Consider the following 26,737-nt stretch of genomic DNA (forward strand, 5'->3'; position numbering starts at 1 on the left):
GCCGCGCTTCGGGACCAACAGACGAGAACGCACAATGATCAAGGTCAGCATCCTCTATCCGTACCGGGAAAACGGCCACTTCGACGTGGAGTATTACTGCGTCACGCACATGCCGCTTGCGGCCAGGCTGTTCGGGCCGTCGCTCAAAGGCTGGTCGGTTGACGTCGGCATCAACGCCGGGCCGCCGGGCACGCCACCGCCGTATGTTGCGGCAGGACACTTCCTGTTCGACAGCGCGGACGACTTCTACAAGGTCTTCAAGCCGGCTTCGGAGCAGTTGGTCGCCGACATCCCCAATTACACCGACGGCGGCAACGGTACGATTCTGATCAGTGAGATCAAGATTTCGCAGTGATTTGCGGTGAGCCAGGACGGCTCGGCGGTGTGGTGCCCGTCGATTCGGCTTGCCTGAATACCGTGGTATCGAATCACCGCGCCACCGCTGGGGACACGCAGTCCCGCGGGCACGGCGCATGGAATCCAAATGAACTTGCCGGCGCACCGATTGGTCAGCGTCAGCGCCCCGCGGCCGATCGACGGCCGTCATTCGAAGGATAAGGACACGAGATGTTTGGCGATATCGCCCGTTTTCTGCTCAATACCGTCTTTACGCTGTTTGGCACCGCGCTGCTGCTGCGCGCCTGGCTGCAAGTCGTGCGCATGCCACCGTACAACCCGGTCACGAACGCGGTACTGCAAGGCACCAACTGGATCGTGCTGCCGCTGCGGCGCATCCTGCCGAGTACGCGCAATATCGACTGGGCGAGCGTCGTCGCGGCCTTGATTGCCGCGATCGTCTACGTGGTGCTGATGGCGTGGCTCAACGGCGCCGATCCGCTCACGCTCGTGCCGACTTTGCTGATCGTTGCGGTGCTGACCTTCATCAAATGGGCGCTCTACCTGATCATCTGGCTAACGATCCTGATGGCGCTACTGTCGTGGCTCAATCCGCATTCGCCCGCCATGCCGATCCTGTATCAGCTGACCGCGCCGTTTCTGAATCCGCTGCGCCGTGTGGTGCCGCAGCTCGGCGGCATCGACCTGTCGCCGATTCTGCTGTTCGTGATCGTGCAGGTGCTGTTGATGGTAGTGACGCACGTGGCCGTTCAGTTGACTTACTTCGTGATCTGAACGGCGCTCGATGCGCCGGTTGGGAAAGGGTGGCAGCAGCGCGATTTGCGCAAACCGCCCTTTCCCGAGTAAAATCATGCGCTCTGCGGGCGTCGTATAATGGTAATACCCTAGCTTCCCAAGCTAGAGCCGTGGGTTCGATTCCCATCGCCCGCTCCAATGCTTTCCAGCCTGCCTTGGCGACTTGCCAGTTCCAACCCACTTCTTCGCGGTCTTCTCAACGGCCTTGACCAGCTTGAAGCCGCCTTTGTCCAACGCGGGGTAGTAAGTCTCGCTGCCCGTTTCGTTCCTGCTGCTGTGAACCACGATCATGCGGCTGTCGCGCCGGAACTCGATCGGCTCCTTCACATCCAAATCCCAGCAATACACAGTGAAAGGCAGCTAGGCGACGTGACCGGTCTTCGCATCGATCGCGACGCTCGACACACGGGACGCCCCGCATCCCCGGCTTGCCAGCACATAGCGCCCGGCGAAATTCGGCTTCTGATGGCTGGCTTCGCGGATCCGCGCGGCATATTCCTTATCGTCCGCGAATACGAGCGGCACTTTCGCCGCTTTACCGGTAAACGTATCGCTGACGGCAAAATCTTCAAAGCGCGGCGCGTTGACATCCGCCGCTCGCGCCACACCGATACAGCAAATGGCGGAAACAAAGCCCATCAACAGAAACCTTCTCATTGCTTCAACACCAATGATTCGCTTCCCATACCACGCGCGCGGAGGCGGCGGTGTAATACCGGCCGAGAACATAGCGAATTCCGCCCTGGCATTCTTCGACTGCATTACCGAACGATTTTTCGCCATTCGGATTCAGCTCATATTGAAGCGGCAATAATTGGTAAAGCCCGCGCGCGGAGGACTTCGGATTGCGCAAGTCCACAACGCCGCCAGACTCCTGTGCCATCAGCCACAGTAAATCGTTGAATTGAGTCAGCGGCACCCCTTCAACGGACATCGCTTTACGAAGCGCATTCTGCGAGGTAGTCGGAACGTCAGTCGGATCGATAGCGACCCAACTCTCTTTGGCCGCTTTTGTCTGACGATGATTGTGTGCGTATTTGCCCATGGTTGATTTTCGTTTTTGATAATCGTTGCAACGGGATGGTTTTCAGATCAATTAGATCATACGAATCGAAATTTCGGTAATCAGAATGTAATCTCATTCCCGATTTCAGTCCACCCGCCGTCTGGACGCACCCTTTTCGGTTGTGCTACCTTACGCGCACTTGCAACGCCCGCTCCACCTCCTGCTGAGCTTTCAGCAGAATCCAGCACGAGCCGCCTCCATGAAGGCGGCTTTTTTGTAGTGGCGGCGGTTTGGCATGACGACCCGTGCGAGCGGCGGCCCGAGCCGCACGACCGCACGGACCGCGCCTTACGGCACGCCATGCAGCCTCGAAGCCCTCACCCTTGTAGCAGCATCGACGATGATCCACGATCCAAACGACGCCGGCTTGCCGGACGACCTCCCGCCGAATTCCGGTGAAACTGAAGGCGAACTCATCGAAGGCGACGCACCCGCCGAAGCAGCACCGCATCGACGCCGCATTCGCAGCTTTGTCACGCGCGCCGGCCGCGTCTCGACCGGCCAGCGCCGCGCGATGGACGAACTCGGACCGCGTTTCGTCGTGCCGTTCACGCCGCAGCAGCCCGACTGGAACAGCGTATTCGGCCGCGAGGCGCCGCGCGTGCTGGAGATCGGCTTCGGGATGGGCGCGACCACTGCGGAGATCGCCTCGCATCGTCCGGACGACGATTTTCTCGGCGTCGAAGTGCACGAACCGGGCGTCGGCGCGCTGCTCAAGCTGATGGGCGAGCAAGGGTTGTCGAACATCCGCATCATTCAACACGACGCAGTCGAAGTGCTCGAACAGATGATCGCGCCGGACAGCCTCGACGGCGTGCATATCTTCTTCCCCGACCCGTGGCACAAGGCGCGTCATCACAAGCGCCGGCTGATCCAGCCGAAGTTCGTCGCGCTGCTTGTCTCGCGTCTGAAGCCGGGCGCGTATCTGCATTGCGCGACCGACTGGCAGAACTACGCCGAACAGATGCTCGAAGTGCTGGGCGCGGAGCCCGCGCTGGGAAACACCGCCGACGGCTACGCGCCGCGCCCCGAGTATCGTCCGGTGACGAAGTTCGAGCGCCGCGGGCTGCGGCTCGGACACGGCGTGTGGGATCTGGTGTTCAGGAAGCGCAAAGCCGCGTAAAACAGCGCCATAGCGCGTTCACCAGAAGTAAAAAAGGTCCGCATTTCGCGGACCTTTTTCACTTCTTTCGAGCGGCGACTAAAAGCTCATTCCGCCCAGCTCAACGCCCCGCTGTAGCCCACCAGCAGGATCAACAGTCCGAAGCCGATGCGGTACCAAGCGAACACGGTGAAGTCGTGCGCGGCGATATAGCGCAGCAGCCAGCGCACGCATATGAAGGCGCTAACGAACGCGGCCACAAAGCCCAGCGCGAATATGCCGAGCGTGTCGGCGGACAGCACTTGCCAGCCTTTGTGGAGCTCGTACGCGGTCGCGCCGAAAATGATCGGGATTGCGAGAAAGAATGAAAACTCCGTGGCGACACGCCGATCGAGACCGAACAGCATCCCGCCGATGATCGTCGAGCCCGAGCGCGACGTGCCCGGGATCAGCGCGAAACATTGGGCGAGGCCGACTTTCAACGCATCCAGCGGGGTCAGATCGTCGACGTTCTGCACGCGCGGCGCGGCGTCGCCTCGCGCGCGTTGGCGCGCCTCCGCCCACAGGATCACCACGCCGCCCACCACCAGCGCGAACGCAACCGGCACCGGCGAAAACAGCGCCGCCTTGATGGCTTTTTCGAACAGCAAGCCGAGCACGACTGCGGGAATCGTCGCGATGATCACGTTCAGCGTGAAGCGGCGCGCGTCAGGCCGGCTCGGCAAGCCCGCCACCACGCTGCCGATACGACGGCGGAATTCCCAGCAGACGGCCAGAATCGCGCCGAGCTGGATCACGACATCGAAGGTTTTCGCGTGTTCGTCAGTGAAATCGAGCAGACTGCCCACGACGATCAGATGGCCGGTACTCGACACCGGCAAAAACTCCGTCAGCCCTTCGACGACGCCCAGAATCAGCGCCTTGCAAGCCATTAGCCAGTCCATCCGTGACCCTTATCGCTGTAGATAGTCGGAACAGGGTCGGCACGTTAGTGCGCGGCCCCGCCGGCCGCGCACGTCGTCACTTCTCGACGATTTGTACGCGTATGCCGTTTGTAAGGATGGTGATTGTACCGGGTTCGTAGTTCACACCGGCAAATTGCAGCTGTTCAGGCTTGAAGGTGTAGATCGGATAGTTGGTCAGCAACTGCGTGGCGAGCAGCACGGCGGCGGCGCTGATCTGTTGCGTGTAAGCCTGCGCCTGACCGCCCACGCTTACGTTGTCGACGTTCGGCGACTTCAGCACGACCGACTTGCTGGCGGCGTCGTAGGCGAGTTCGCTCGACAGCGTGAATACGCCGTCGACCGGCTGCGGCATGAACGGGCTCGCGAGCCGCGCGTCGAGCTTCACAGAGACCCGGTTGGCGTCCGGCAGCAAGCCCACCACTGGATTGGTCAGCGCGACCTCGAACACCTGCGAGACCGTGCGCTGATACGGGAATTTACGCTGCACCGCGTCCTGCACCTGCTGCTGCGAGAACGTGTAATGCGACGGGATGAACGGAAAAATCGACGCGGCGCAGGCTGTCAGCGACACCGTGATGCCAAACGCCGTGCAGCTGGTCAGCGCTGCAAGCAGGAAGCGGCGCCGGGTCGGCGCAGCGGGTCGAGTCATGCGAAATCTCCTGTGGAAGCCTTCTCGAGCATGCGGTTGCGTTGTGTTGGACTGGTTTGCCGTGCTGGATTGCGTGGCGGTTCGTCGCGCGTGCTATCGGCGCATCGCCGGTTGCGGTTGAGTTTGCGTTTCAAGTTCGATGAGCCAGGCGAGCGCTTCGCCGCGGCTCGTGCCGCACATTTCCGTCTGTGGTTGCAGACCGGAACAGCACGCCGGCCGCTCTGGCTGACCGAAGATAGCGCAGCGCAGATCGTCGCCGAGCTGCACGCAGCGCACGCCCGCCGGCTTGCCGTGCGGCATGCCTGGAATCGGGCTCGAAATCGACGGCGCGATACAGCACGCGCCGCAATCGGGGCGGCACGCGTGACCGTCCACATGAAACGGGGACTCGCGCTTCATAACGCTGTTCACCCCGCTTGTCACTAAATCGATCACAGCATTTTTCCTGAACTCGAACATCGGCAACACGTCACCAGACCCGCATTGTGCCATCGCCTCACGTGCGACCTTTTTACACAATCCGGCATGCAATCGCCCACGTAAACTTGACGGACACGAAAGGCCACGCTCAAGAGGTGCCTGCGCTGTTCGATCCGGTCGCGCGACGTCGCCGGCTCCTGCCTCTTCAACGGTGGCCGTCAGACCCGAGCCCCTCATGACCACCGCCGACACGCTATTCCGCCCCGACCTGCTCGCCAAATACAGCGCGAACGGCCCACGGTATACGTCCTATCCGACCGCCCTGCAGTTCCGCGACGAGTTCGATTCCGCCGATTATTTACGCGCCGCCGCCGACCCAGGCGCATCCGCCACGGATCTCTCGCTGTACTTCCACATTCCGTTTTGCGACACCGTGTGCTTCTATTGCGGCTGCAACAAGGTCGCCACGAAGAACCGCGCGCACGCGCGTCCGTACGTCGACCGGTTGAAGCGTGAAATGGCCCTGCAGGCGGCGCATTTCGACACGCGGCGTCCGGTGTCGCAACTGCATTGGGGCGGCGGTACGCCGACCTTTTTATCGCGCGACGAAATGGCCGAACTGATGGCAGCGGCGCGCCGGCACTTCACGTTGCTGCCCGATGCAGAGGGCGAGTATTCGATCGAGGTCGATCCGCGCGAGGCGTCGCCCGAGACCATCGCGCATTTGCGCAAGCTCGGCTTCAATCGGCTCAGCCTCGGCGTGCAGGACTTCGATCCAGTGGTGCAGCACGCGATCAACCGGATTCAGCCGCTGGAGATGACCGCTTCGGTGATGCAGGCCGCGCGTGACACGGACTTCCACTCGATCGGCGTCGATCTGATTTACGGCCTGCCGCATCAAACCGTCGACAGCTTCAGCCGCACGCTCGACACGATGCTCGAGCTCGCGCCCGATCGGCTGTCGGTGTTCGCTTATGCGCACATGCCGCAGCTCTTCAAGATGCAGCGTCAGATGGACCCTGCCACGCTACCCTCGCCCGCGGTGCGGCTTGCGATCCTGCAACGGGTCGTCGAGCGGCTGACGAGCGCTGGCTACGTCTACATCGGCATGGATCACTTCGCGTTGCCCACCGACGAACTCGCGCGCGCTCAGGCACAGCGCACGCTGCATCGGAATTTTCAGGGCTACAGCACGCGTGCGGAATGCGATCTGATCGGCTTCGGCGCGTCGTCGATCGGCAAGGTCGGCAATGTGTATGCACAGAACGTCAAGGATCTGCCCGGCTATGCCGCGGCGATCGACGCAGGCCGGCTCGCGATCGCGCGCGGCGTGCGGCTCACCGCGGACGATCGTCTGCGTCGCGACGTGATCACGCAACTGATGTGCAATCTGGAGTTGCGCTTTGACGAATTCGAGGCCGCTTACGGGATTCGTTTCGCCGATACGTTCGCGCCGGAACTGGAACGCTTGCGCGGCTTCGAGGAGGACGGGCTGGTGTCGGTGAGCGGCAGCAAGCTCGAAGTGCAGATGGCCGGACGCATGCTGGTGCGCAACATCGCGATGGTGTTCGACCGTTACCTCGGCCAGCAAACCCTCGAACGGTTTTCCCGCACGGTTTGAAAACTGTGGAGGCGTTGGACGTGACCGGCTTGCCCGCTGTCGAATTTTCGGCCATAATCCCGGTCTCCGCCGCGCGCCATGACTTGGCGCGTGCGCTGCAAGACCTGCCCAGGTGGTGAAATTGGTAGACGCAGGGGACTCAAAATCCCCCGCCGCAAGGCGTGCCGGTTCGATTCCGGCCCTGGGCACCAGAAAATATTCCGAGCAGTTCCAGAGAATTCCAGAAACCCGCGACAGCCCAAGGCTTCGCGGGTTTTTTGTTTCAGGTTGTCCCAGAACGGTCCAGAGTATTCCCAAAAATAGGGGGTACGGCTTCCTCGATATGGGGGTACGCCGCAGACCAGGACATTCGTCGGATCGAGGCGCGTAACGCACTGGAAACTTCGCGCAAAACGCTCCAGAGCTGCGGGCAAATCTTCCGCTTTGCCATTGCAACGGGCAAAGCCGAACGCGATCCCTCGCCAGATCTTCGCGGCGCTCTCAGGACACGCCCCGCAACGCACATGGCGCGCGTCAGCGAAACTGAGGTGCCGGAACTGCTCAAGGCGACAGCAGCATACGATGGAGACCGCCGCACATTCAGCCCGCGCGGGATAGGCGCTATGGCGGCTCAGTGCGCCGCTCGCCCAGATGGAGGCTGCGTCAATATCATCCAGGCGGCCAGCGAAGCCCTGGCGGTCTCCCACGGACGCTCCCCAGCGCGCCCGACTCCGCCTCGACCGCCCCCCGCCGCCCAAACGCAGTCCCCTCCGCGCCTGCGGGCTTTGTTTGGGTCAACGGTTCTAATGCGCTACGCCCTTCGACCGGACGCGTCTTGCGGCGCGGGTCTCCGGGCGTTTTTCGACATGAAAAAGTGATGCGTTTTAATGCGCGGATGACGCGGTTTGATGCGAGGCGTCAAGCAGCGACCGGACCGTAGTCCAACGAATATCAACGGGTTCCGGTAGCTTACGTGTCGCGAAGCATTGCAAGAGCCTCCGCAAGCCTTGGCCCCGGCGCTCCAGGTAGGCACAAATGTCAGTTGTTACTTCTTCCAGGGTCCAACCGTCGATTTCATTGGGCATCACCAGTGCGGAAATGTTATGTCGATAGACTGGCGCGACTTCTTCGCGGAGGATGTGATCAAGTTCATCAAGCGAATACTTCGATGTTCGCAGAATGCCAGCAACCCATTTGTAGTCGTGGTCCTGCAACTCGCGACCGACGAAGAGTTCGGCGAGTGCTTGCCACACGGGGGCGCGGCGATTGGTGTCCAGTGGTTGACTCACGGTCTTATCGGCTGGGGCGGGGGTATAGCGTACCAAAGGCAGCGTCCGCACCACAGGCGGCCAGCATGCCTCCCACGAACGCGGCAATGGCGACACATACCGGCGCGGTAGCAACGCATACCCCAGCAGCTACAGCACCCGCGCCAGCCGCCCAGCCGCCGACAATCCCGGCGCCTGCCAGCATCCCCTGTCGAGCAACTTCGCGCGGCTTGTTGCCCGATTCTGCGACTTCATATACGCCGATCGCCAGCGATACGAGCAGCACACGCCGACCAGCTTTTCCCATTTTCTCAGCCAGTTTCATGACGTTTTGATCTGGCCGCCCCGCCGCGCGAATGATGTCCGCATAGACGCTGGTTTGTTGCTGTTCAGATAGCGCTCCGAAAGGGATGCTGTACCGTACCTGCGCATATTTCTCAGCAAGATATGAAAGGGAGCGCCCCTGCCCTTTGATGCGGGTCGCATAGGCGCGAATCACAGGGCTGCTACGAAGGCGCGATAACTCCATAATCTGGTTCCGCATCGCACGAGCTTGTTCCGCCGCATCTCGCATCGAAAGTCGACCAGAGTTGGCGGCCAGCCGGAACTCGTTCGCGGCGGCGGCAATGTCTTGTGCATACCGCGTGCGAGCGCGTGAATCGCTGATGCATGTGGCCGCGAACTGAGCTGCGGTTGCTTGTAATTCAGAGAGCGCAACTTCGAGGGCTTTGTAATCGCCGGAATCGGCATTGGGCGAATTTGACGTCGACATGGGTCCCTTTCATGAAAATAACGCAAGGCTATGCGACTGATCTTGGCATGAAAGATGAGCGTTTTTACTCGCGGGCATCAATTTTCGGATATTTCCTAACGCTAAATGCATAAAGCACGAAAGGTGACGTGCTTTGATGCGCAATTGATGCACTGCCCAACGCCGCGCGAAACCCCTGCCGCCCAGCAAAGCTGCAATCAGACGACTGAGAAGGTACGGGCGGCGACCCCGACGATGTTGACCGATACGATGTGATCATTAGGGAAGCCGATGAGACGAACTGGACGCCAACCATTTTGGGGAATACCTTCCGCATGAATTAATCGAGTCAGGCTCTCAACTTCCATTTAGTCAAACCGCGATCTTCGCCACGGCCGGATACCCGACGCATATGCGTGATTACGATGAAACGTTTATAAAATCACATCCGATGCTGATGGATGCCGAGTATGTTGGTCAAGCGGAGTCGAATCATGTCCAAATACTTCGGGTTCACTTGCGCCGAGCCCGCCGTCTTCAGCTTTTCCTCGAACCCCGCCAGCGCATTCTGCCTGCGGGGTTTGTCGTTTCTGGCGATCTCGCCGACAGTCTACATATTGCAAGCCAACCAGCCACTCGCGCCACCCGCGTGGCTCAAGCGGCGTGCGCACGGAAGACCGCACGCCACGCCGCCTAACGCCCCTTGTCACTCCGCCACCGTCACGCCGCCCCCCGCTGCCGCACGTCGACGCTTGAACGCATAGCCGACCCACATCACGACCAGCCACGCCGGCACGAGCCACACCGATACCGACAAGCCCGGCGTCATCGCGAGAATCACGAGGACCAGCGCCATGAACGCGAGGCAGATCCAGTTGCTGACGGGAAACCAGAACGACTTGAACACCAGCGTCTCGCCTGCCACGACCATCGCCTTGCGCGACTTCAGATGCGTCAGGCTGATCAGCGCCCAGTTCAGCACCAGCGCGGCGACCACCAGCGCCATCAGCAGGCCGAGTGCTTCGGCAGGAATCAGATAGTTGACGATCACGCAGGTAAAGGTGGCGAGCGCCGACAAACCGATCGCCATATACGGCACACCGCGCCGGTCGACCTTCATCAGCGCACGCGGCGCATTACCCTGTTCCGCAAGACCGTAGAGCATCCGGCTGTTCGCATACACGCCGCTGTTGTACACCGACAGCGCCGCGGTCAGCACCACCACGTTGAGGACATTCGCCGTCAGCGTCGAACCGATCTGCGAGAAGATCATCACGAACGGGCTGCCGCCGGCGGCCACCTGATTCCACGGATACAACGAGAGCAGCACCGTCAGCGAGCAAATGTAGAAAATCAGGATCCGGTAGATCACCTGGTTCACGGCCTTCGGAATGCTTCGCTGCGGATCGTCGGCTTCAGCCGCCGTGATACCGATCAGCTCGAGGCCGCCGAACGAAAACATGATGACCGCGAGCATCATGAACAGGCCCTGGAAACCGTGCGGGAAAAAGCCGCCATTAGCCCAGAGATTGGTGATCGAGGCCTGCGGACCGCCGTGACCGCTGATCAGCAGATAGCCGCCGAACAGGATCATGCCGATCACCGCGACCACCTTGATAATCGCAAACCAGAATTCGGTTTCGCCATAGGCTTTGACGTTGGCGAGATTGATCGCGTTGATGCCGGCGAAGCACACCAGCGCCGACACCCACGTCGGCGCACCCGGCCACCAGTAATGCACGTAGGTACCCACTGCGGTCAGCTCGGCCATGCTCACGAGCACATACAGCACCCAGTAGTTCCAGCCGGACAGAAAGCCGGGAAAATCGCCCCAATATTTGTACGCGAAGTGGCTGAACGAACCGGCGACCGGCTCCTGCGCGACCATCTCGCCGAGCTGCCGCATGATCATGAACGCGATGATGCCGCCGATCGCGTAGCCGAGAATCATCGACGGGCCGGCTGCCTGCAACACGCTGGCGGAGCCGAGAAACAGGCCCGTGCCGATCGCCCCGCCCAGCGCGATCAGCTGGATATGGCGATTCTTAAGCCCGCGCTTCAGGCCATCTTGCTGCTGTGCACTATTCAAAATTGCGCCCCAGAGTATGGATATCAATCACCCGATCAGACTTATGGTCCGGCCGGGCAGAACCAAAAATTTTACCGCGGCCGATATTGCCTAAGTACTGGGACCAACCCGTGCTTGGTTCTGCGCCGCACCTAACCGCGACGATATCGATTGACACGGCGTGCCGCTTCGGTATGTTGCCCTAGTCGAGGTTTCAGCCTTCGGAGATTCAACATGTCGCCCAAACGTCTGCTTTGCGCTGCTGCTTTGTGTCTCTGGTTCGCTGGGGCCAGCGCCATCGCGCAAACCGCGGCACCCACGGCCGAACCCGCCGCCGAACCGGCGTCCGCGCCAGACATGCAATCACCGGCTCCCGAAGCGCCGGCGACGCCAGCAGCAGCACCCGCGCCAGCACCAGCAGCACCCGCTGCGCCGGCCGCAGCCGCCCCCACGCCATCCGCAGCGCCGATGACCGGACCCGTGCGCAACGTCGTGCTGGTTCACGGCGCCTTCGTCGATGGGTCGAGCTGGAATGGCGTCGTCGCGAAGCTGCAGCAGAAGGGCTATCACGTGAGTTCGGTACAGAACCCGCTCACCTCTCTCGCCGACGACGTCGCCGCCACCCGCCGCGTGCTCGCGCGTCAGGATGGCCCGACCATGCTGGTTGGACATTCCTGGGGCGGCGTGGTGATCACCGAAGCGGGCGCGAATGCGCCGAACGTCGCCGGCCTTGTCTACGTGGCGGCGATCGCGCCGGACTTGCATGAATCGACGATGGATCTGATGAAACGCGCGGCGCCGATGCCCGCGGGCAAAAAAATCGTCGCCGACCCGACCGGCTTTCTCTGGCTCGACCGCACCAGCTATCACGCCGACTTCGCCGCCGATGTCCCCGAAAACCTGACGCGCGTGCTCTCTGCCGCGCAACAGCCGATCGCCGCGAAGGCGTTCAGCGAAACCGTCAGCCAGGTGGCATGGAAAGAAAAACCCTCCTGGTATGTACTGACAACGAAGGATCGCGCGGTGTCGCCCGACGTCGAAAAGTTCATGGCCGACCGGATGCGTGCGAAGGTCGTGCCGATCTCATCGAGCCATCTCGCGCCGGTGTCGCATGCCGGCGCGATCGCCGATGTGATCGATCGGGCGGCGAGAGAACTCAGCCGGCAGCAGTAGGCAACTTCAGGCGTATGCGCGAGCTTTGCCCGGCATCGTTCTTCGGCATACGGCTAGCGCAACATGAACGACATCGCCGACAGGCAGTTCAACATGCGGACTGCATGTTCCGCCGATGCCGCACTAAAGCGCAACGTGACGGCGTCGACGCGCGTAAGCGTCGGCCATTGGCAAAACAGATCGGCGAGCGCGGTGGTTTGCACACGCAATTCGCATTCGACGGGTTTTACTTCAGCGCGAGCGGCTTGCGGCGCATGACCGGCCTTGATGTGCTGTTGCACTACTTCCCGCGCGGCACTTTCGATCGCATCACGTACGGCGGCCGGCGTTTGCGTGACGCCGCTCGCGTGCCCCGTCGCGCTCTTGGTGACGACAAACCGGGCACCAGGAAAACGCGGCGACGTTTCCTCGGCGAATACATCGTCACCGGACAAAAGCGCCACACGTGCGCCATATTCTTCCGCCAGCGCGCCATACAATCCCGCCTCGCCGACTTCGACACCGTTCAGAGAAACCCGCGCGAACGCGAAGCTATTGATGGTGTGCGCGAGGATGCCGCGCGTTTGCGACATGGCGTGATAGCCGATCATGAACACGAGCGCCGCGCCGTATTCGAGCCCGGCCATCATGCCGAGCGTGCGCGGCTTGCCCAGCACCACCTGGGCGCGCGCATCGAGCAGATCGGGCAACAGGTTGCGGAAACCGCCGTGCGAGTCGTTGACCCATACGTGCGTCGCGCCGCCGGCGAACGCGCCTTCGATCGCGGCATTGGCTTCGAGCGTCATCCAGCGGCGCGCGACTTCGTATTCACCGTTGCCCGCGCGCGTTTGTTCAGGATGGAACACACCGGCCACGCCTTCGATATCGGCGGAAATCAGGACTTTCATCAGGAAGATTGCTTGAGAAGTTGAGCGAGGTCGGCAGCGGTGTCATGCAGCGATAACCGCCGATGGCCGTCGCGGCCCGTCACCGAAGTGGCGCTCCACAACGCATCGACAATCGCTTGCTCGACGCTGTCCGAACAGGCACGGAATAACGGATCGAGGCGCGCGTCTGCGAGCAAACGCGGCAGCGCGACAAAATCGGCATCGTGCGGCACGGTGTAGGCCGTTGAAAACGCCAGCGCGATATCGCCGCTGCCGTGGCCGTACACCGAACCGGTTCGTGCAAGACCGGCCGCCGCACGCAACGACAGACGTTTGAGTTGGCGCGCGTCGAGCGGCGCGTCGGTGGCGACGATCATAATAATCGAGCCTTGTTCCGGCTTGCCTGGCGCCGCTGCCGCCGCGGCGGCTTTGGAGGCACGCCCGGCCAGCACGCGGCCGAGCGGCACGCCGTCGATCGTCAACATCGGCAGGCGGCCGAAGTTAGCCAGCACCAATGCGCCGACGGTATAGGACTGCCTCGCTACGCCGACCACGCGCGATGCATTGCCGATCCCGCCCTTCAGATCGAAGCACGACATGCCGCGCCCCGCGCCGACCGAACCGCTTGCAACGTCATCACTTGCCGCAGCGCAGGCCTCGTTGTAATGCTGTTCACCGACTGCCAGCGCCTGGATATCGTTCAGGTATCCGTCATTGCATTCGAACACCAACGGATTGAGCGTCGACCACCCGCGTCCGATCTGCGGATGCGTGTGGATCGCCGCGCGAATCTGCGCCTGCGCCACCGCCGCGACGCCAAAGGTGTTGGTCAACGCGATCGGCGTTTCCAGCAAGCCCAGTTCTTCGACCTGCACGAGCCCGATGCTCTTGCCAAAGCCGTTGATCACCGACGCAGCAGCCGGCACCTTGTGGACAAACGGATCGCCACGGTGCGGATGAATCACGGTGACACCGGTTTGCACAGCGCCTTCGTCCAACGTGCAATGGCCGGCTGTCACCCCTTGCACATCGGCGATCGTGCCAAGCGGGCCGCGCGGCAATACGCCGATATGCGGCGCGTTTTGAGGTTCAATAAAACTCATGGCCGATCGAGCTTCGGATCGAGCGCATCGCGCAAACCGTCGCCGAGCAGGTTGAACGCCAGCACGGTGAGGAAAATCGCGAGACTCGGAAACAGCGCGATATGCGGCGCGGTGACCATGTCGGCGCGTGCCTCGTTGAGCATCGCGCCCCACTCGGGCGTCGGCGGCTGTGCGCCGAGTCCGAGAAACGACAGGCTCGCCGCCGTGATGATCGACGTGCCGATACGCATCGTGAAGTACACCACCACCGACGAAATCGTCCCCGGCAGAATGTGCCGCACGATGATGGTCCAGTCCGATGCGCCGATGCTGCGCGCCGCTTCGATGTAGGTCAGTTGCTTGAGCATCAGCGTATTGCCGCGCACGAGCCGAGCAAACGCGGGGATGCTGAAAATCGCCACCGCGCAGATCACGTTGATCATGCCGTTGCCGAGAATCGCCACCACGCCGATCGCCAGCAGAATGCCGGGGAAGGCGAACAGCACGTCGGCGACCCGCATCGTGATGCGGTCCCACCAGCCTTCGTAGTAACCGGCCAGCAAACCGAAAAACGTGCCGATCACCGCGCCGATCGCCACCGACAGAAAACCTGCCTCGAGCGAAATACGCGAGCCCGCCAGAATGCGGCTGAAAATGTCGCGGCCCAGCGAATCGACGCCGAACCAGTGCGCAGCCGTTGGTCCCGCGTTCAACGCGTCGTAATCGAAAAAGTTTTCCGGATCGTACGGCACGATATGCGGCGCGACGATCGCGACCACGATCAACAGCAGCACGAAAATGCCCGCGGCGAGCGCCACGTGCTGTTTACGGAATTTGCGCCAGAACTCGCTCCATGGAGTGCGGATCGCGCGTTCTGCGCGGGCGGCCTTGCCCGCATTCGCCTCGGTGGCTGTCGTGCTCATGCGGGCCTCACTTGAAACGGATGGTCGGGTTGATGACGGCGTACAGCACGTCCACCACCAGATTGATGATGATGAATTCGAGCGAGAACAACAGCACCTCCGCTTGAATCACCGGATAGTCACGCATCGAAACCGCGTCCACCAGCAGGCGTCCGAGGCCCGGCCAGTTGAACACCACTTCGACGACGATCGAGCCGCCCAGCAGAAAGCCGAATTGCAGACCCATCATCGTGACGACGGGAATCATCGCGTTGCGCAAGCAGTGTTTGACGATCACGAGCCGCTCCGGCACACCTTTGGCGCGTGCGGTGCGCACAAAGTCTTCGTTCATCACTTCGACGAACGAGGCGCGCGTGAAGCGGGCCATCACCGCGGCCACCGCCGCGCCGAGCGTGAGCGACGGCAGCACGTAGCTCTGCCACGAACCGTCGCCGACAATCGGCAGCCAGCCGAGCTTCACCGAAAAAATCTCCATCAGCAGCATGCCGAGGGCGAAGGCCGGAAACGAAATGCCCGACACCGCGAGCGTCATGCCGAGCCGGTCCGGCCAGCGATTGCGCCAGACCGCCGACACAATGCCGATGCCCATGCCGAGCACGACCGCCCACACCATGCTGGCAAGCGTGAGCAGCAGCGTCGGCATGAAACGCTCGCCGATTTCCTGGCTGACCGGCCGCTTGCTACGCGTCGACGTGCCGAAGTCGCCGTGCGCGATCTTCACGAAGAAGTGGGCAAACTGCTGCGGCATCGGCTTGTCGAGGCCGAGGTCGGCGCGCACCAGCGCGACGGTCGCTTCGTCGGCATCGGGGCCGGCGGCGAGCCGCGCCGGATCGCCCGGCAACAGATGCACGAACAGGAAGACCAGCACCGAGACGATAAAGAGCGTCGGCAGCAGGCCAAAGAGACGTTTGACAAGGAAGTTCAGCATGAAACCCAATCCGGCAATGGTGCAGACAACGATGGATCGCTAGAAAGCGACCGTCCGGCCAGCGTGCCCTTATGGAACACACCGCGCTGAACGGTCAGCTCATCACCTGATTGCGATCTCATCGAAATTGAACGAGCCGTCCGGCGCCACGTAAGCACCCGACAGACGTTTGCTGCGCGCATACACGACCTTCTCCTTGACGAGGAAGATCCACGGCGCGTCGGCCCAGATACGCTTTTGCGCATCGGTGTAAAGCGCGGCCTTCTGCGTGCGATCGGTGGTTTCGAGCGCCTGCTTCAGATCGCTGTCGACCGTGTCGTTCTTGTAGTAGGCGGTGTTGACCATCTTCGGCGGGAAGGAAACCGATGCGAGCAGCGGTGTGATCGCCCAGTCCGCTTCGCCCGTCGACGACGACCAGCCCGCGTAGTACATCCGCACCGGCGCGGTTGCCGCGTCCTGCGCGCTCTCGACCTTGGCGACACGCTGACCCGCCTCGAGCGCTTCGACCTGCGCCTTGATGCCGACCTGCGCCAGTTGCTGCTGCACGAACTGGATCACCTTCTGCGCGGTCGAGTAGTTATAGGCCGACCACAGCGTCGTTTCGAAACCGTTCGGATAGCCCGCTTCCTTCAGCAGTTCGCGCGCCTTCGCCGGATCGTACGGCCAGGGGCCGAGCTTCGTTGCGTAATCGACGCCCTGCGGCACGACGCCGTCAGCCGGCGTCGCATAACCGGCGAACACGACCTTCGTCAGCGCTTCCTTGTTGACCGCGTAGTTCAGCGCTTCGCGCACCTTCGGATTGTCGAACGGCTTCTGATTCACATTCAGGCTGATATAGCGCTGGATGATCGAGGACGACGCGATCAGATCGACCTTCGGGCTCGACTGCAATTGCGCGGCCTGCTCGAACGGCACCTGGAACGCGAAGTCCGCTTCGCCGGTGCGCATCAACGCAGCACGCGTGTTGTTGTCGACCACCGGCTTCCAGTCGATCGCGTCGACTTTCGGGTAGCCCTTCTTCCAGTAGCCGTCGAACTTCTTCACCGTCAGATCGCCTGCCGGGTCCCACTTCACCAGCTCGAACGGTCCGGTGCCGACCGGATGGAACGCAATGTCCTTGCCGTATTTCTTAAGCGCGGTCGGCGAGATCACCACCGCCGACGGATGCGCGAGCACGTTGATGAACGCCGAGAACGGCGCCTTCAGCGTGATCTTCACTGTGTACGGATCGACCACTTCGGTTTTGTCGATGCGGTTGAACATGTTGTAGCGCTTCAGCTTGTTCGCCGGATCGGTGACGCGGTCGAAGTTGGCCTTCACCGCCGCGGCGTTGAAGTCGGTGCCGTCCTGGAACTTGACGCCCTGGCGCAACTTGATCGTGTAGACGCGCGCATCCGCGCTTGCTTCGTAGCTGTCGGCCAGCACGTTGACCAGCTTCATGTCCTTGTCGAAACCGAACATGCCTTGATAGAACGACTTCGCAACAGCTTGCGACAGCGTGTCGTTAGCGTCGTACGGATCGAGCGTCGTGAAGGTCGAGGCGACCGCCATCACAGCAGTCGTTTCGGCGTGCGCCACATTGCCCGCGAGCATCGCGAACACCACCGCGCCGCCGCTGACCAGCGCGCGCAAACGAAACGGAGAAGACGGGACCAGCAGGTTCATGAGGTTGGCTCCAGGCTGCGAAATGAAACAGCGTTGTGTGTTGCGAGTGAAGAGTCGGGTTTAAAAATCAGGGTTTAATAAGCAGAATTTAATAAGCGCCGCCGATCCGATGCCCGGCGACGAAATGGTCCGGTCCAACCGCGACCAGCGGCGCCACGATCGGCTCGTCGTCGAGCGCGCGAATCGGGCTCGGAATTTCATCGGCGGCAAGCATCCGTTTCGCGTGGCGGCGTGCCGGATCGGCCACCGGCACCGCGCCCATCAGCTTCTTCGTGTACGGATGCTGCGGCGCTTCGAACACGGCGCGGCGCGGACCGATCTCGACGATCTGGCCGAGATACATCACCGCGACGCGATGGCTGACGCGCTCGACCACCGCCATGTCGTGCGAAATGAACAGATACGCGACGCCGAGTTCGCGTTGCAGATCGAGCATCAGGTTGACGATCTGCGCTTGCACGGAGACGTCCAGCGCGGAAACGGATTCGTCGGCGATCACGACTTTCGGATTCAACGCCAACGCGCGCGCGATGGCGATGCGTTGCCGTTGACCGCCTGAGAACTCGTGCGGATAACGGCGCGCGGCTTCGGGCGGCAAACCGACCTTCTCGAGTAGCCACGCAACCCGCGCCTGGGCTTCCGCGCCCTGCGCCACGCCGTGCACGAGCAAGGGCTCCATGATCGAGAAGCCGACCGTCAAACGCGGATTCAACGACGCGAACGGATCCTGGAAGATGAACTGGATATCGCGGCGCAGCGCTTGCAGCGCAGGACCTGTCAGCGAACTGATGTCCTTGCCGTTGAATTCGATCGAGCCGCTCTGGCTTTCGACGAGACGCAGCAATGAACGGCCCGTCGTCGATTTGCCGCAACCCGATTCGCCGACGAGAGCGAGCGTCTCGCCAGGACGCAAATCGAAGCTGACTTTCTCGACCGCGTGCACACGGCCCGTCACACGGCCGAACAAACCGCTCCTGACCGGAAAGCGCGTAATCAGATCACGCACGCGCAGGATTGGCGGCGTGCGGTCGTCGATCGACGGTTGCGCTTCTTCGGCTACGGCGGCCGCGGGCCGAACGGCTTCTTCGGTGCCGGTCAAGGCCGCTTGTTCGACCGTCAGAATCGGGAATTTGGCGGGCTGATCGGTGCCGTCCATCGCGCCCAGTCGCGGCACGGCTGCGAGCAGCGCTTTCGTATAGGGATGCGACGGCGCGGCGAACAGCGCATCCGACGCGCCCTCTTCGACTTTCTCGCCGCGATACATCACCAGCACGCGATCGGCCACTTCGGCCACCACGCCCATGTCGTGCGTGATGAAGATCACGCCCATGTTCATCTCGTCCTGCAAGCCGCGGATCAGTTGCAGGATCTGCGCCTGAATCGTCACGTCGAGCGCGGTGGTCGGTTCGTCGGCGATCAGCAACGCGGGCTTGCACGACAGCGCCATCGCGATCATCACGCGTTGCCGCATGCCGCCCGACAACTGATGCGGATAGCGCGCGGCCACGCGGCGCGCTTCAGGGATGCGCACAAGTTCGAGCAGACGCAGCGTTTCAGCATGCGCGGCGGCCCGGCTCCTGCCCTGATGCAACGCGATCGCCTCGCTGATCTGATCACCGACCGTGAAGACCGGATTGAGCGAAGTCATCGGTTCCTGGAAAATCATCGCGATGTCGGCGCCGCGAATCGAACGCATCGTCCCGGACGACGCTTTCGCGAGATCGAGCACGCTGCCGTCGCGGCGCCGGAAGGCGATGCTGCCGCCGGCAAGGCGCCCACCGCCATGCTCGATCAGCCGCATCAACGCGAGCGATGTCACCGATTTGCCCGAACCCGATTCGCCGACGATCGCCAGCGTCTCGCCGCGCTCGACCGTCAGCGACAGATTACGCACCGCGTTGAAGGTCGTCTCGCCGCTGCGAAACGCGACGGACAGATCGTCGACCGCGAGCACGCTTTGCGGCGGCAAGGTTTCGATAAGCGGGCGGGCGATGCGCGATGAAGTCGGCACGATGGATTCCTTTGAATTCGAACGCGGCTAGCGGTAGTTCATGCAGTGGCTCATGCGGTGAAAGTGGCAGCAGCCGTGATTGCGCGGGACGGACTTAGTGATAGATCGCCGTCACCGGCGTCTCGCCAACGCGGGCAAACCCGCGATACATGCCTTCGGTGTTGAAAGGCAGCGTGACATTGCCGCGCGCATCGACGGCGACCAGACCGCCGCGGCCGTCGATCTTCGGCAGACGGTTCATCACTACGTCGTTCGCCGCTTCTTCGAGCGAGACGTTGCGATACGCCATCTGCGCGGCGACGTCGTAGGCGGCGACCATGCGCATGAACATCTCGCCTGAGCCCGTAGTCGAGACCGCGCAGGTTGCGTCGTCCGCGTAGCAGCCCGCGCCGATCAGCGGCGTATCGCCGACCCGGCCGACCTGCTTGTTGGTCACGCCGCCCGTCGACGTTGCCGCCGCCACATGGCCGTGCCGGTCGAGCGCGACCGCGCCGACGGTGCCGAACTTGCGATTCGGATCAATCGGTTCGTGCGGTATCGGGTCGTCGTCATTCGGAGACCGCGCTGCAGCGAGCGTCGCGCCGTCGTGATCGAGCATCGCGCGTTTTTGATCGCGCGCGAGCAGCCATTGACGATAACGCGCTTCGGTATGGAAATACGCCGGCTCGACGAATTCGAGACCTTGCGCGGCCGCGAACGCTTCCGCGCCTTCACCGGTAAACAGCACGTGTTCACTGCCTTCGAGCACGCGGCGCGCCGCCAGAATCGGATTGCGCACGCGCTTCACGCAGCAGATCGCGCCGGCTTCGAGCGTGCTGCCGTCCATGATGGCCGCGTCGAGTTCGTGCGTGCCGGCCGCCGTGTACACCGCACCGCGGCCCGCATTGAAGAGCGGGCAGTCTTCGAGCAGGCGCACGGCTTCGCTGACGGCGTCGAGTGCGCTGCCGCCGTCGGCGAGCACGCGCTGACCGGCGCTCAACACCGCGTGCAAGGCGAAGTGATATTCGGCTTCGGCACCGGCCGACATCGACGCGCGCAGGATGGTGCCTGCCCCGCCGTGAATGGCAACGACTGCGTTGGAATTCATCGTTTCGCTTTGGTCGTGCGGGTGGTACGGGTAGAAGCGCGCGCGGGCTGATCCGTCGTACTGGGCGGCACGGCCTGTGGATCGGTCAGCCACGGCAACACGAATTCGGTCACGCCTGCTGCCGCTTTCACCGAGCGTTTCGCGCGATACGCAACTGCGTCGCAGAGCGCTTCGATGACGGCCAGCACGGCGGCATCGGCGTTCGCCGCAAGCCGCCGTTCGGAGCGGATATAGAGCGTGAGATTGGCGAATTGCGCGAGCGGCGAGCGCGGACTGTCGGTCAGCGCGAGCACGCGTGCGCCGCGGCTTGCGGCACGGCGTGCGAGTTCGATGGTGTCTTCGACATAACGCGGGAACGCGATCGCGACAACGAGATCGCCTTCGTCCGAAGTGAACAGACGCCGCGCGGCATGCGAGGGTCCGCCGATCAACGCGAGCGACTGCACGTTGTCGTGATACGGCATCAGGCCGTGCTCCATCAAGCCCGCGAGAAACGCGCTGGAGCCCGCGCCGAGCACGAACACACGGCGCGCGGCAATGATTGCTTCGACGGCCGCTTCAGCGGCGGTGCGATCGATCGCGGTGCGGGTGGAGTGAAGATTGGTTGCCGCCTGTTCCAGCGACGCGTCGATCAGATCGTCGCCAGCAGCGAGCGACTCTTGCGCGCTACGCAGCCGTTCGACTGGAGCGAGCGTGGCTTCGAAACCGCGCACGAGCGCTTCGCGAAACTGGGGATAGCCATCGAAACCGAGCGCGCGAGCAAAGCGATTCGCCGTTGCCACCGATGCGCCCACTACACTGGCCAGTTCGTCGATCCGCATGGTGGCGGAGCGAAACAGATTGGCCAGCACGTAATCGCCCATGCGCCGATGGATCGGCGTCAAAACCGGCATCGCCGCAGTGATGCGCGCGGCGATTGCCTGCTCGGCAGGATTCGATGCAGCGGATGTGTGATGGATCATGCGAGCGAAGTGGCGCTGCCACTGTTCTCCAAGAGAACTTCCTGCGGGGCGTAATCAAAATGCATGAAATTATATTTACATGAAAACTTTCTCAAAAAAAATTTATTTTCATTTTCGCGGGTTTTCCCCGACGACCGGGCGGGACTAGCCACGCAATAACGCTGCGCGATGAAAATCCGTTTTCATCACGCGGCTGCGGCACGCTCGGGAAGCTGTGCAAGACGTGCGGCCGGCGACATGACGATGATCAGCGCCTGCACGGCGAAGGCCGCGGCCGCCGCAACCAGACAGGGCTCCATTCCCCACCGTGCGCTGATCGCCGCACCGAGCAATGCGCCCAGCGGCCGCGCGCCATAGGTCGCGGTGCTATTGATCGCGGAGACGCGGCCCATCATCCGTTTGGGTGTGATCGCCTGGCGCAGCGTGGTCGAGCCGACTACCCACAGAATCGGTCCGACGCCGAGCAGAAAGAAGCTCAGCATCGCTAGAAAAAACGACGGCGCGGCGATGGTCGCCACCATCACGAGCGACGCGAGCAAACCGCAAAACGGTCCGATGATCAGCACGCGGCCGAACGCGAGGCGCCGTGAGATTGCCGGTGCGGCAAGCGCGCCGCACACCATGCCGACGCCGTACGCGCCAAGCGTCACGCCGACCGCCGAGGCGCTCAAGCCCAGCCGATGCACGGCGTACGGCACGTAGACCGCTTGCAGTACGAAGAAACCGAGGTTGAAGAAAACCGCCGTTGCAAGCATCGGGCGCAGCAGCGTATCGCGCAGCACGAAGCGCGTGCCGTCGCGTAGTTCCAGCAAAAAGTGACGTTGCGCGTTGGTCGCCCGCGGCGGTTCGCGCAAACCTGCCAGCAGCAGGACGGCCAGCGCCGACAGCGCTGCCGCACAGCCATATGCCCAACCCGCGCCGATCCAGCCGACCAGCAAACCGCCGAGCGCCGGCCCCGCCGAATACGCGACGCTGCGCGCGAGTTCGAGCCGGCCGTTGGCATTCGCGAACGCTTCGCGCGGCACGATCGAAGGCACCAGCGAAGGCGCCGCGACGTTGTAGGCCACGGTGCCGGTCGCGGCGACAAACCCGAGTACGGCGAGCAGCGGCAAGCTGAGCGCGTGCGCCGTCACGAGCATGAGCACGCTCAGCATGGCGGCGACCCGCACGCTTTCGGCAAGCGTCATCAAGGTGCGGCGCGAGCGGCGATCGGCCCATACGCCGAGTGGAATCGACAGCAACAGGAACGGCAGCGTTTGCGCGGTTTGCAGCAGACCCGTGTCGCGCGCGCTGGCGCCGAGCGCGAATACTGCGACAAGCGGCGCGGCGGCCAGACTGATCTGTTCAGCGGACTGCGCGACCAGATTCGACCATGCGAGGCGGTGGAAAGCGGCTGGCAGACGAGCTGCGGATGAAGAGGACGTGGCGTGCATCGATGAACTCCCTGGACTGGACACGAGGAGACCATCGTGGCCGCGTCAGCGCTGCGCGGCGCTCCGCTTCTTGCGGTGTTATTCTTCGCTCGCCATGAATCTCGAAAGCATCCTCTTTACTCAAGGCTTCGGCTCGCGCCGCCAATGCCGCGCGCTGATCACCGACGCTCGCGTAACAATCGGCGGCATTGCCCACACCGATCCCGACGCCGATTTCGCAACCGATGACAGCGCCTTCCAGTTCAGCGTCGACGGCGTCGTTTGGCCGTATCGCGAGCATGCCTATCTGCTGCTGAACAAGCCCGCCGGCTACGAATGTTCGCGCGAGCCGCAGCATCACCTGAGCGTGTTCAATTTGCTGCCGCCGCAGTTCGCCGCACGCGGCGTGCAGTGCGTGGGCAGACTCGACCAGGACACCACCGGCCTGCTGCTGCTTTCCGACGACGGCAAGTTCGTGCACGCGTTCACGTCGCCCAAGCGCAAGGTGCCGAAGGTGTACGTCGCAACCACCCGCCATCCGATCGACGACACTCAACTGAGCGCCTTGCGCGACGGCGTCTTGCTGCATGGCGAACCCAAACCGATCGCCGCCGTGAATGCACAGGCGCGCGGCGATCACGCGCTGGAACTCACCGTGATGGAAGGCAAGTATCACCAGGTCAAGCGGATGATCGCCGCGGCAGGCAACCGCTGCGAAGCGTTGCATCGCGAGCAGATCGGCGGACTGGCGTTGCCGGCCACACTCGCTGAAGGCGCGTGGCAATGGCTCGACGAAACCGACCTCGGATCTTTACGGAGCGGGTAAACAGGTAGCGCGCTTTTAAAGCCTTGAGCGGCCACGAAAAAAACGTTCGCATCCGCACAAATCCCTTGCCGGAAGCCTCGTCGCGCGCTGCATCGCAGCATGCTCTTCCTTACGACCCGCTCTATACTCGATTAAACAAAGACTACAAAGAGTTCAAGGAGGGGCGCCATGGTCATCCACGACACTGTCGAGATCTCGTACGTGATGATTGCTTTCACGTGCCTCGGGGTGGTCCTGATCGGCGGGTTGCTGGCCACGATGCGGCTGCGGCACAAGTATCATCCGAACCTTATCGGCGCCTTGATCGGCGCCTTGCTGTGCTTCCTGTTACTGGAGGCACTGCCTGCGTTGACGTAAGTCGGCTGGGTCACGCGCGGCCGGCGCACAGCCGGCTCGGCGCGCGTTTTTCCGGGCGATGCCTGGGCGGTTGCTTTTTGCTCGCGGCGGACACATTGGATCGAACCGTGGAGCTTAATCGCGCCCTTTAACTTCGCCGGTGGTTCGAGAGTCAGTTGTACCGCGAATCTCACGCAGAAAATCTTCAACGCTTGGATAACGCAGTCGTACGCGCAATTCCTCTTTGAGGCGCCGGTTCACGAGCCGCCTCGACTCCCGCATGAACGACAGCAAAGTCGGCTCGATCTGCTGCTCGGCCGCCGCGCGCGTGATGCGTGGTGCACGCTCGAGGCCGAACGCATCAGCCACTTCATCGAAGTACTCGCCCATTTTCAGCGACGTGTCGTCCGACGCGTGAATCACGCGCGCCGCGCGGCCGTGTGTGGCCATGCGCACGAGAATCGCGGCGAGATCGTCGGCGTGGATATGGTTGGTGTAGACGTCGTCGGCGTCGATCAGCGCCGGTGTGCGCTTTTCGAGCCGCGCCAGCGGCAGACGGTTGCCGGCATAGATACCCGGAATCCGCGCAATGCTTGCCGCGATCGCGCCCTGAGCCGTCGCGCGCCGCAGTTGCCGCTCGGCCGACACGCGACGCCTGGCGCGCGGATTGGCTGCTTGCAGCGCCCGCGTTTCGTCGATCCATGCGCCGCCACAATCGCCGTAGACGCCCGTCGTGCTGGCATAAACCAGCCGCACGGGGGTGCGCGAGCCGGCGGTTCGCCGCACCCCGTCGGGTACAATATTGGCTGCTTCAGATTCCATCCATGCAGCACGAACGCGGCGCAGCCGCGCGACCGGCACTACCGTGCCGCGCGCGGCACGCGGAGCACGACTCCGGCGGGCGCTCAGCGTAGCGAGTAACGCGCGGGTACGGCGGTCATCATCGCCGGTCTTTTGCGGCGGCGCGAGATGCAGCACGGTCGGCGCGAGGCCCGCGAGCCGTTTCAGGCTATGGCGCGCGTCGAGGTCGCCGATCAGCGGCGTCACGCCGGCCGCGCGCAATTCGACGCGGCGCCCGGCGTGGCTGGTCAGCGCGAAGACATGCGCGCGCGGCAGCAGCAGGGGCACGCAGCGCATGCCGACATCGCCGCAACCGACGATCAACACGCGCGGCCGGCGGAAGTTTCGTGTCGCTTTCATGGTGGACGCATTGTAGCCGTCAAGCGCGGCAGGTACCGCGCAGTTGGCACCGCGGGTCCGACAACGATTACCGACTTTTCGATTTCGAACGAACACTCTATGGCATTTAACGTCACTCTCCGGCAAAGCGGCCGGCAGTTTCAGGTAGAACAGGACGAACCGGTACTCAGCGCCGCGTTGCGCCAGGGCATCGGCCTTCCGTACGGCTGCAAGAACGGCGCCTGCGGTTCTTGCAAAGGCACCGTGGTCAGCGGCGAGATCGAGCAGCGTCAGCATTCGTCGTCGGCGTTGTCGAACGACGAGAAGACGCGCGGCATGGCGCTCTTCTGCTGCGCGACGGCTTGCTCCGATCTCGAAGTGGATATCCGCGAAGTAGCCGGCGTCGGCGACGTGCAGGTCAAGAAGCTGCCGTGCCGCGTCAACGCAATCGAGCGCAAGGCCGACGACGTCGTGGTGCTGAAACTGCAATTGCCCGCTAACGAACGTCTGCAGTATCTGGCCGGGCAGTACCTCGAATTCATACTGAAGGACGGCAAGCGCCGCAGCTATTCGATGGCGAATGCGCCGCACGCCGAAGGCCCGATCGAATTACACATTCGTCACATGGCTGGCGGCGCCTTCACGGATCACGTGTTCAACACAATGAAAGAGCGCGACATCCTGCGCTTCGAGGCACCGCTCGGCACCTTCTTCCTGCGCGAAGATTCGGCCAAGCCGATCGTGCTGCTGGCCTCGGGCACCGGCTTCGCGCCGCTGAAGGCGATCGTCGAACACGCGGTGTTCAAGAACCTCGACCGGCCGATGACGCTCTACTGGGGCGCGCGCCGCAAGAAGGATCTGTATTTGCTCGAGCTGGCCGAGCAATGGGCGCAAGAGATTCCGAACTTCAAGTTCGTGCCGGTGCTCTCGGAGCCGGACGCGAGCGATGCGTGGACGGGCCGCGTCGGCTTCGTGCACCGCGCGGTGATCGAGGATCTGCCCGATCTGTCGGCGTACCAGGTGTATGCGTGCGGCGCCCCGGTGATGGTCGAATCGGCGCAGCGCGATTTCACCCAGCATCATGGGCTGCCGGAAGACGAGTTCTATGCGGATTCGTTTACCAGCGCGGCGGATCTGGCGAACGCGGTTTGAGGGGATGCGCGGCCTGATCGTATGACGGTCGGGCCATTCGTGAGCAACATGTCAGCGATAAGGCGGATGCGCAAAAATCCACCTTGACGCGCAT

28 protein-coding genes and 2 tRNA genes are annotated in these 26,737 nt (G+C 62.7%); 11 read left to right on the forward strand and 19 right to left on the reverse strand.

Annotation, left to right across the window (positions count from 1 at the left end; all coding sequences use genetic code 11):
• Window positions 1-34: 34 nt before the first annotated feature.
• The 3 genes from AC3WOG_RS16500 (at window position 35) to AC3WOG_RS16510 (ending at window position 1,290) form a co-directional block, all read left to right on the forward strand.
• Window positions 35-355, forward strand: a complete 321-nt coding sequence (locus AC3WOG_RS16500; RefSeq protein WP_492578976.1) for an EthD family reductase — start codon at window positions 35-37, stop codon at window positions 353-355.
• 212 nt (window positions 356-567) lie between these two features.
• Window positions 568-1,131, forward strand: a complete 564-nt coding sequence (locus tag AC3WOG_RS16505; RefSeq protein WP_492578977.1) for a YggT family protein — start codon at window positions 568-570, stop codon at window positions 1,129-1,131.
• An 85-nt stretch (window positions 1,132-1,216) separates the two neighbouring features.
• Window positions 1,217-1,290 (forward strand) — tRNA-Gly (locus AC3WOG_RS16510).
• Here AC3WOG_RS16510 and AC3WOG_RS16515 read toward each other — a convergent pair.
• Genes AC3WOG_RS16515 through AC3WOG_RS16525 form a run of 3 tightly spaced genes read right to left on the reverse strand, consistent with a single transcriptional unit; the run spans window position 1,255 to window position 2,197 of the window.
• Window positions 1,255-1,479, reverse strand: coding sequence for a hypothetical protein (locus AC3WOG_RS16515; protein WP_492578978.1), 225 nt, complete (start codon window positions 1,477-1,479; stop codon window positions 1,255-1,257). The genes AC3WOG_RS16510 and AC3WOG_RS16515 overlap by 36 nt on opposite strands.
• Window positions 1,480-1,512: 33 nt before the next feature.
• Window positions 1,513-1,809, reverse strand: coding sequence for a hypothetical protein (locus AC3WOG_RS16520; protein ID WP_492578979.1), 297 nt, complete (start codon window positions 1,807-1,809; stop codon window positions 1,513-1,515).
• 4 nt (window positions 1,810-1,813) lie between these two features.
• Complete coding sequence (locus tag AC3WOG_RS16525; RefSeq protein WP_492578980.1) at window positions 1,814-2,197, reverse strand: aggregation-promoting factor C-terminal-like domain-containing protein; 384 nt, start codon at window positions 2,195-2,197, stop codon at window positions 1,814-1,816.
• 361 nt (window positions 2,198-2,558) lie between these two features.
• On the opposite strand from AC3WOG_RS16525, the gene trmB reads away from it, so the two are divergent.
• A complete protein-coding gene (gene trmB / locus AC3WOG_RS16530) occupies window positions 2,559-3,341 on the forward strand; it encodes a tRNA (guanosine(46)-N7)-methyltransferase TrmB (RefSeq protein WP_492579823.1) in 783 nt (260 codons plus the stop codon).
• An 86-nt stretch (window positions 3,342-3,427) separates the two neighbouring features.
• On the opposite strand, the gene AC3WOG_RS16535 is transcribed toward trmB, so the two are convergent.
• From AC3WOG_RS16535 to AC3WOG_RS16545, 3 genes are all read right to left on the reverse strand, one after another.
• The gene (locus AC3WOG_RS16535; RefSeq protein ID WP_492578981.1) at window positions 3,428-4,264 is read right to left on the reverse strand and encodes an undecaprenyl-diphosphate phosphatase; all 837 of its coding nucleotides are present in this window, start codon (window positions 4,262-4,264) and stop codon (window positions 3,428-3,430) included.
• A 76-nt stretch (window positions 4,265-4,340) separates the two neighbouring features.
• Window positions 4,341-4,934, reverse strand: a complete 594-nt coding sequence (locus tag AC3WOG_RS16540; protein WP_492578982.1) for a DUF1439 domain-containing protein — start codon at window positions 4,932-4,934, stop codon at window positions 4,341-4,343.
• Window positions 4,935-5,027: 93 nt separating this feature from the next.
• Window positions 5,028-5,333 (reverse strand): YkgJ family cysteine cluster protein, encoded by a 306-nt coding sequence (locus tag AC3WOG_RS16545; protein ID WP_492578983.1) that lies wholly within the window; start codon window positions 5,331-5,333, stop codon window positions 5,028-5,030.
• Window positions 5,334-5,589: 256 nt separating this feature from the next.
• Here AC3WOG_RS16545 and hemN point away from each other — a divergent pair, with 256 nt between their 5' ends.
• The 3 genes from hemN to AC3WOG_RS16560 all read left to right on the forward strand — a co-directional run bounded on the left by hemN (window position 5,590) and on the right by AC3WOG_RS16560 (window position 7,832).
• Window positions 5,590-6,975 carry an oxygen-independent coproporphyrinogen III oxidase gene (hemN, locus tag AC3WOG_RS16550; protein WP_492578984.1) on the forward strand — a complete coding sequence of 462 codons (1,386 nt, stop codon included), beginning with the start codon at window positions 5,590-5,592 and terminating at the stop codon, window positions 6,973-6,975.
• Window positions 6,976-7,081: 106 nt separating this feature from the next.
• Window positions 7,082-7,166 (forward strand) — tRNA-Leu (locus AC3WOG_RS16555).
• Window positions 7,137-7,832, forward strand: a complete 696-nt coding sequence (locus tag AC3WOG_RS16560; RefSeq protein ID WP_492578985.1) for a phage integrase central domain-containing protein — start codon at window positions 7,137-7,139, stop codon at window positions 7,830-7,832. The genes AC3WOG_RS16555 and AC3WOG_RS16560 overlap by 30 nt, the downstream gene beginning before the upstream one ends.
• A 6-nt stretch (window positions 7,833-7,838) precedes the next feature.
• On the opposite strand, the gene AC3WOG_RS16565 is transcribed toward AC3WOG_RS16560, so the two are convergent.
• The 3 genes from AC3WOG_RS16565 to AC3WOG_RS16575 all read right to left on the reverse strand — a co-directional run bounded on the left by AC3WOG_RS16565 (window position 7,839) and on the right by AC3WOG_RS16575 (window position 11,062).
• Window positions 7,839-8,243 carry a DUF7079 family protein gene (locus tag AC3WOG_RS16565; protein ID WP_492578986.1) on the reverse strand — a complete coding sequence of 135 codons (405 nt, stop codon included), beginning with the start codon at window positions 8,241-8,243 and terminating at the stop codon, window positions 7,839-7,841.
• A 4-nt stretch (window positions 8,244-8,247) separates the two neighbouring features.
• A complete protein-coding gene (locus AC3WOG_RS16570) occupies window positions 8,248-8,994 on the reverse strand; it encodes a hypothetical protein (protein WP_492578987.1) in 747 nt (248 codons plus the stop codon).
• Between the two features lie 685 nt (window positions 8,995-9,679).
• Window positions 9,680-11,062, reverse strand: a complete 1,383-nt coding sequence (locus tag AC3WOG_RS16575) for an amino acid permease (RefSeq protein WP_492578988.1) — start codon at window positions 11,060-11,062, stop codon at window positions 9,680-9,682.
• 213 nt (window positions 11,063-11,275) lie between these two features.
• Here AC3WOG_RS16575 and AC3WOG_RS16580 point away from each other — a divergent pair, with 213 nt between their 5' ends.
• Complete coding sequence (locus tag AC3WOG_RS16580) at window positions 11,276-12,214, forward strand: alpha/beta fold hydrolase (RefSeq protein WP_492578989.1); 939 nt, start codon at window positions 11,276-11,278, stop codon at window positions 12,212-12,214.
• Window positions 12,215-12,267: 53 nt separating this feature from the next.
• Here the strand turns inward: AC3WOG_RS16580 and AC3WOG_RS16585 are convergent, their stop codons facing one another.
• The 9 genes from AC3WOG_RS16585 to AC3WOG_RS16625 all read right to left on the reverse strand — a co-directional run bounded on the left by AC3WOG_RS16585 (window position 12,268) and on the right by AC3WOG_RS16625 (window position 23,171).
• Window positions 12,268-13,101, reverse strand: a complete 834-nt coding sequence (locus AC3WOG_RS16585; protein WP_492578990.1) for a M55 family metallopeptidase — start codon at window positions 13,099-13,101, stop codon at window positions 12,268-12,270.
• Window positions 13,101-14,183 carry a DmpA family aminopeptidase gene (locus tag AC3WOG_RS16590; protein WP_492578991.1) on the reverse strand — a complete coding sequence of 361 codons (1,083 nt, stop codon included), beginning with the start codon at window positions 14,181-14,183 and terminating at the stop codon, window positions 13,101-13,103. Before AC3WOG_RS16590 ends, AC3WOG_RS16585 begins: the two co-directional genes overlap by 1 nt.
• Window positions 14,180-15,085, reverse strand: a complete 906-nt coding sequence (gsiD, locus tag AC3WOG_RS16595) for a glutathione ABC transporter permease GsiD (RefSeq protein ID WP_492578992.1) — start codon at window positions 15,083-15,085, stop codon at window positions 14,180-14,182. Before gsiD ends, AC3WOG_RS16590 begins: the two co-directional genes overlap by 4 nt.
• A gap of 7 nt (window positions 15,086-15,092) precedes the next feature.
• Complete coding sequence (gene gsiC / locus AC3WOG_RS16600; protein ID WP_492578993.1) at window positions 15,093-16,013, reverse strand: glutathione ABC transporter permease GsiC; 921 nt, start codon at window positions 16,011-16,013, stop codon at window positions 15,093-15,095.
• Between the two features lie 102 nt (window positions 16,014-16,115).
• Window positions 16,116-17,678 (reverse strand): glutathione ABC transporter substrate-binding protein GsiB, encoded by a 1,563-nt coding sequence (gene gsiB / locus AC3WOG_RS16605; RefSeq protein ID WP_492578994.1) that lies wholly within the window; start codon window positions 17,676-17,678, stop codon window positions 16,116-16,118.
• Between the two features lie 88 nt (window positions 17,679-17,766).
• Entirely contained in the window at window positions 17,767-19,689 is a 1,923-nt protein-coding gene (locus AC3WOG_RS16610) for a dipeptide ABC transporter ATP-binding protein (RefSeq protein ID WP_492578995.1), read from the reverse strand.
• Between the two features lie 94 nt (window positions 19,690-19,783).
• Window positions 19,784-20,776, reverse strand: a complete 993-nt coding sequence (locus AC3WOG_RS16615; protein ID WP_492578996.1) for an isoaspartyl peptidase/L-asparaginase family protein — start codon at window positions 20,774-20,776, stop codon at window positions 19,784-19,786.
• A complete protein-coding gene (locus tag AC3WOG_RS16620) occupies window positions 20,773-21,738 on the reverse strand; it encodes a MurR/RpiR family transcriptional regulator (protein WP_492578997.1) in 966 nt (321 codons plus the stop codon). The genes AC3WOG_RS16615 and AC3WOG_RS16620 overlap by 4 nt, the downstream gene beginning before the upstream one ends.
• A 185-nt stretch (window positions 21,739-21,923) precedes the next feature.
• Window positions 21,924-23,171: an MFS transporter gene (locus AC3WOG_RS16625; RefSeq protein ID WP_492578998.1), complete on the reverse strand. Its 1,248-nt coding sequence runs from the start codon at window positions 23,169-23,171 to the stop codon at window positions 21,924-21,926.
• A gap of 94 nt (window positions 23,172-23,265) precedes the next feature.
• Here AC3WOG_RS16625 and AC3WOG_RS16630 point away from each other — a divergent pair, with 94 nt between their 5' ends.
• The gene (locus AC3WOG_RS16630) at window positions 23,266-23,976 is read left to right on the forward strand and encodes a pseudouridine synthase (protein ID WP_492578999.1); all 711 of its coding nucleotides are present in this window, start codon (window positions 23,266-23,268) and stop codon (window positions 23,974-23,976) included.
• Window positions 23,977-24,144: 168 nt separating this feature from the next.
• The gene (locus AC3WOG_RS16635) at window positions 24,145-24,333 is read left to right on the forward strand and encodes a hypothetical protein (protein WP_492579000.1); all 189 of its coding nucleotides are present in this window, start codon (window positions 24,145-24,147) and stop codon (window positions 24,331-24,333) included.
• A 114-nt stretch (window positions 24,334-24,447) separates the two neighbouring features.
• On the opposite strand, the gene AC3WOG_RS16640 is transcribed toward AC3WOG_RS16635, so the two are convergent.
• A complete protein-coding gene (locus tag AC3WOG_RS16640; protein ID WP_492579001.1) occupies window positions 24,448-25,512 on the reverse strand; it encodes an NAD-dependent epimerase/dehydratase family protein in 1,065 nt (354 codons plus the stop codon).
• A 99-nt stretch (window positions 25,513-25,611) separates the two neighbouring features.
• On the opposite strand from AC3WOG_RS16640, the gene AC3WOG_RS16645 reads away from it, so the two are divergent.
• On the forward strand, window positions 25,612-26,643 hold the full coding sequence (locus AC3WOG_RS16645; protein ID WP_492579002.1) for a CDP-6-deoxy-delta-3,4-glucoseen reductase: 1,032 nt from the start codon (window positions 25,612-25,614) through the stop codon (window positions 26,641-26,643).
• The last annotated feature ends 94 nt before the right edge of the window (window positions 26,644-26,737 follow it).

This window comes from Paraburkholderia sp. FW306-02-B, from assembly GCF_058782725.1.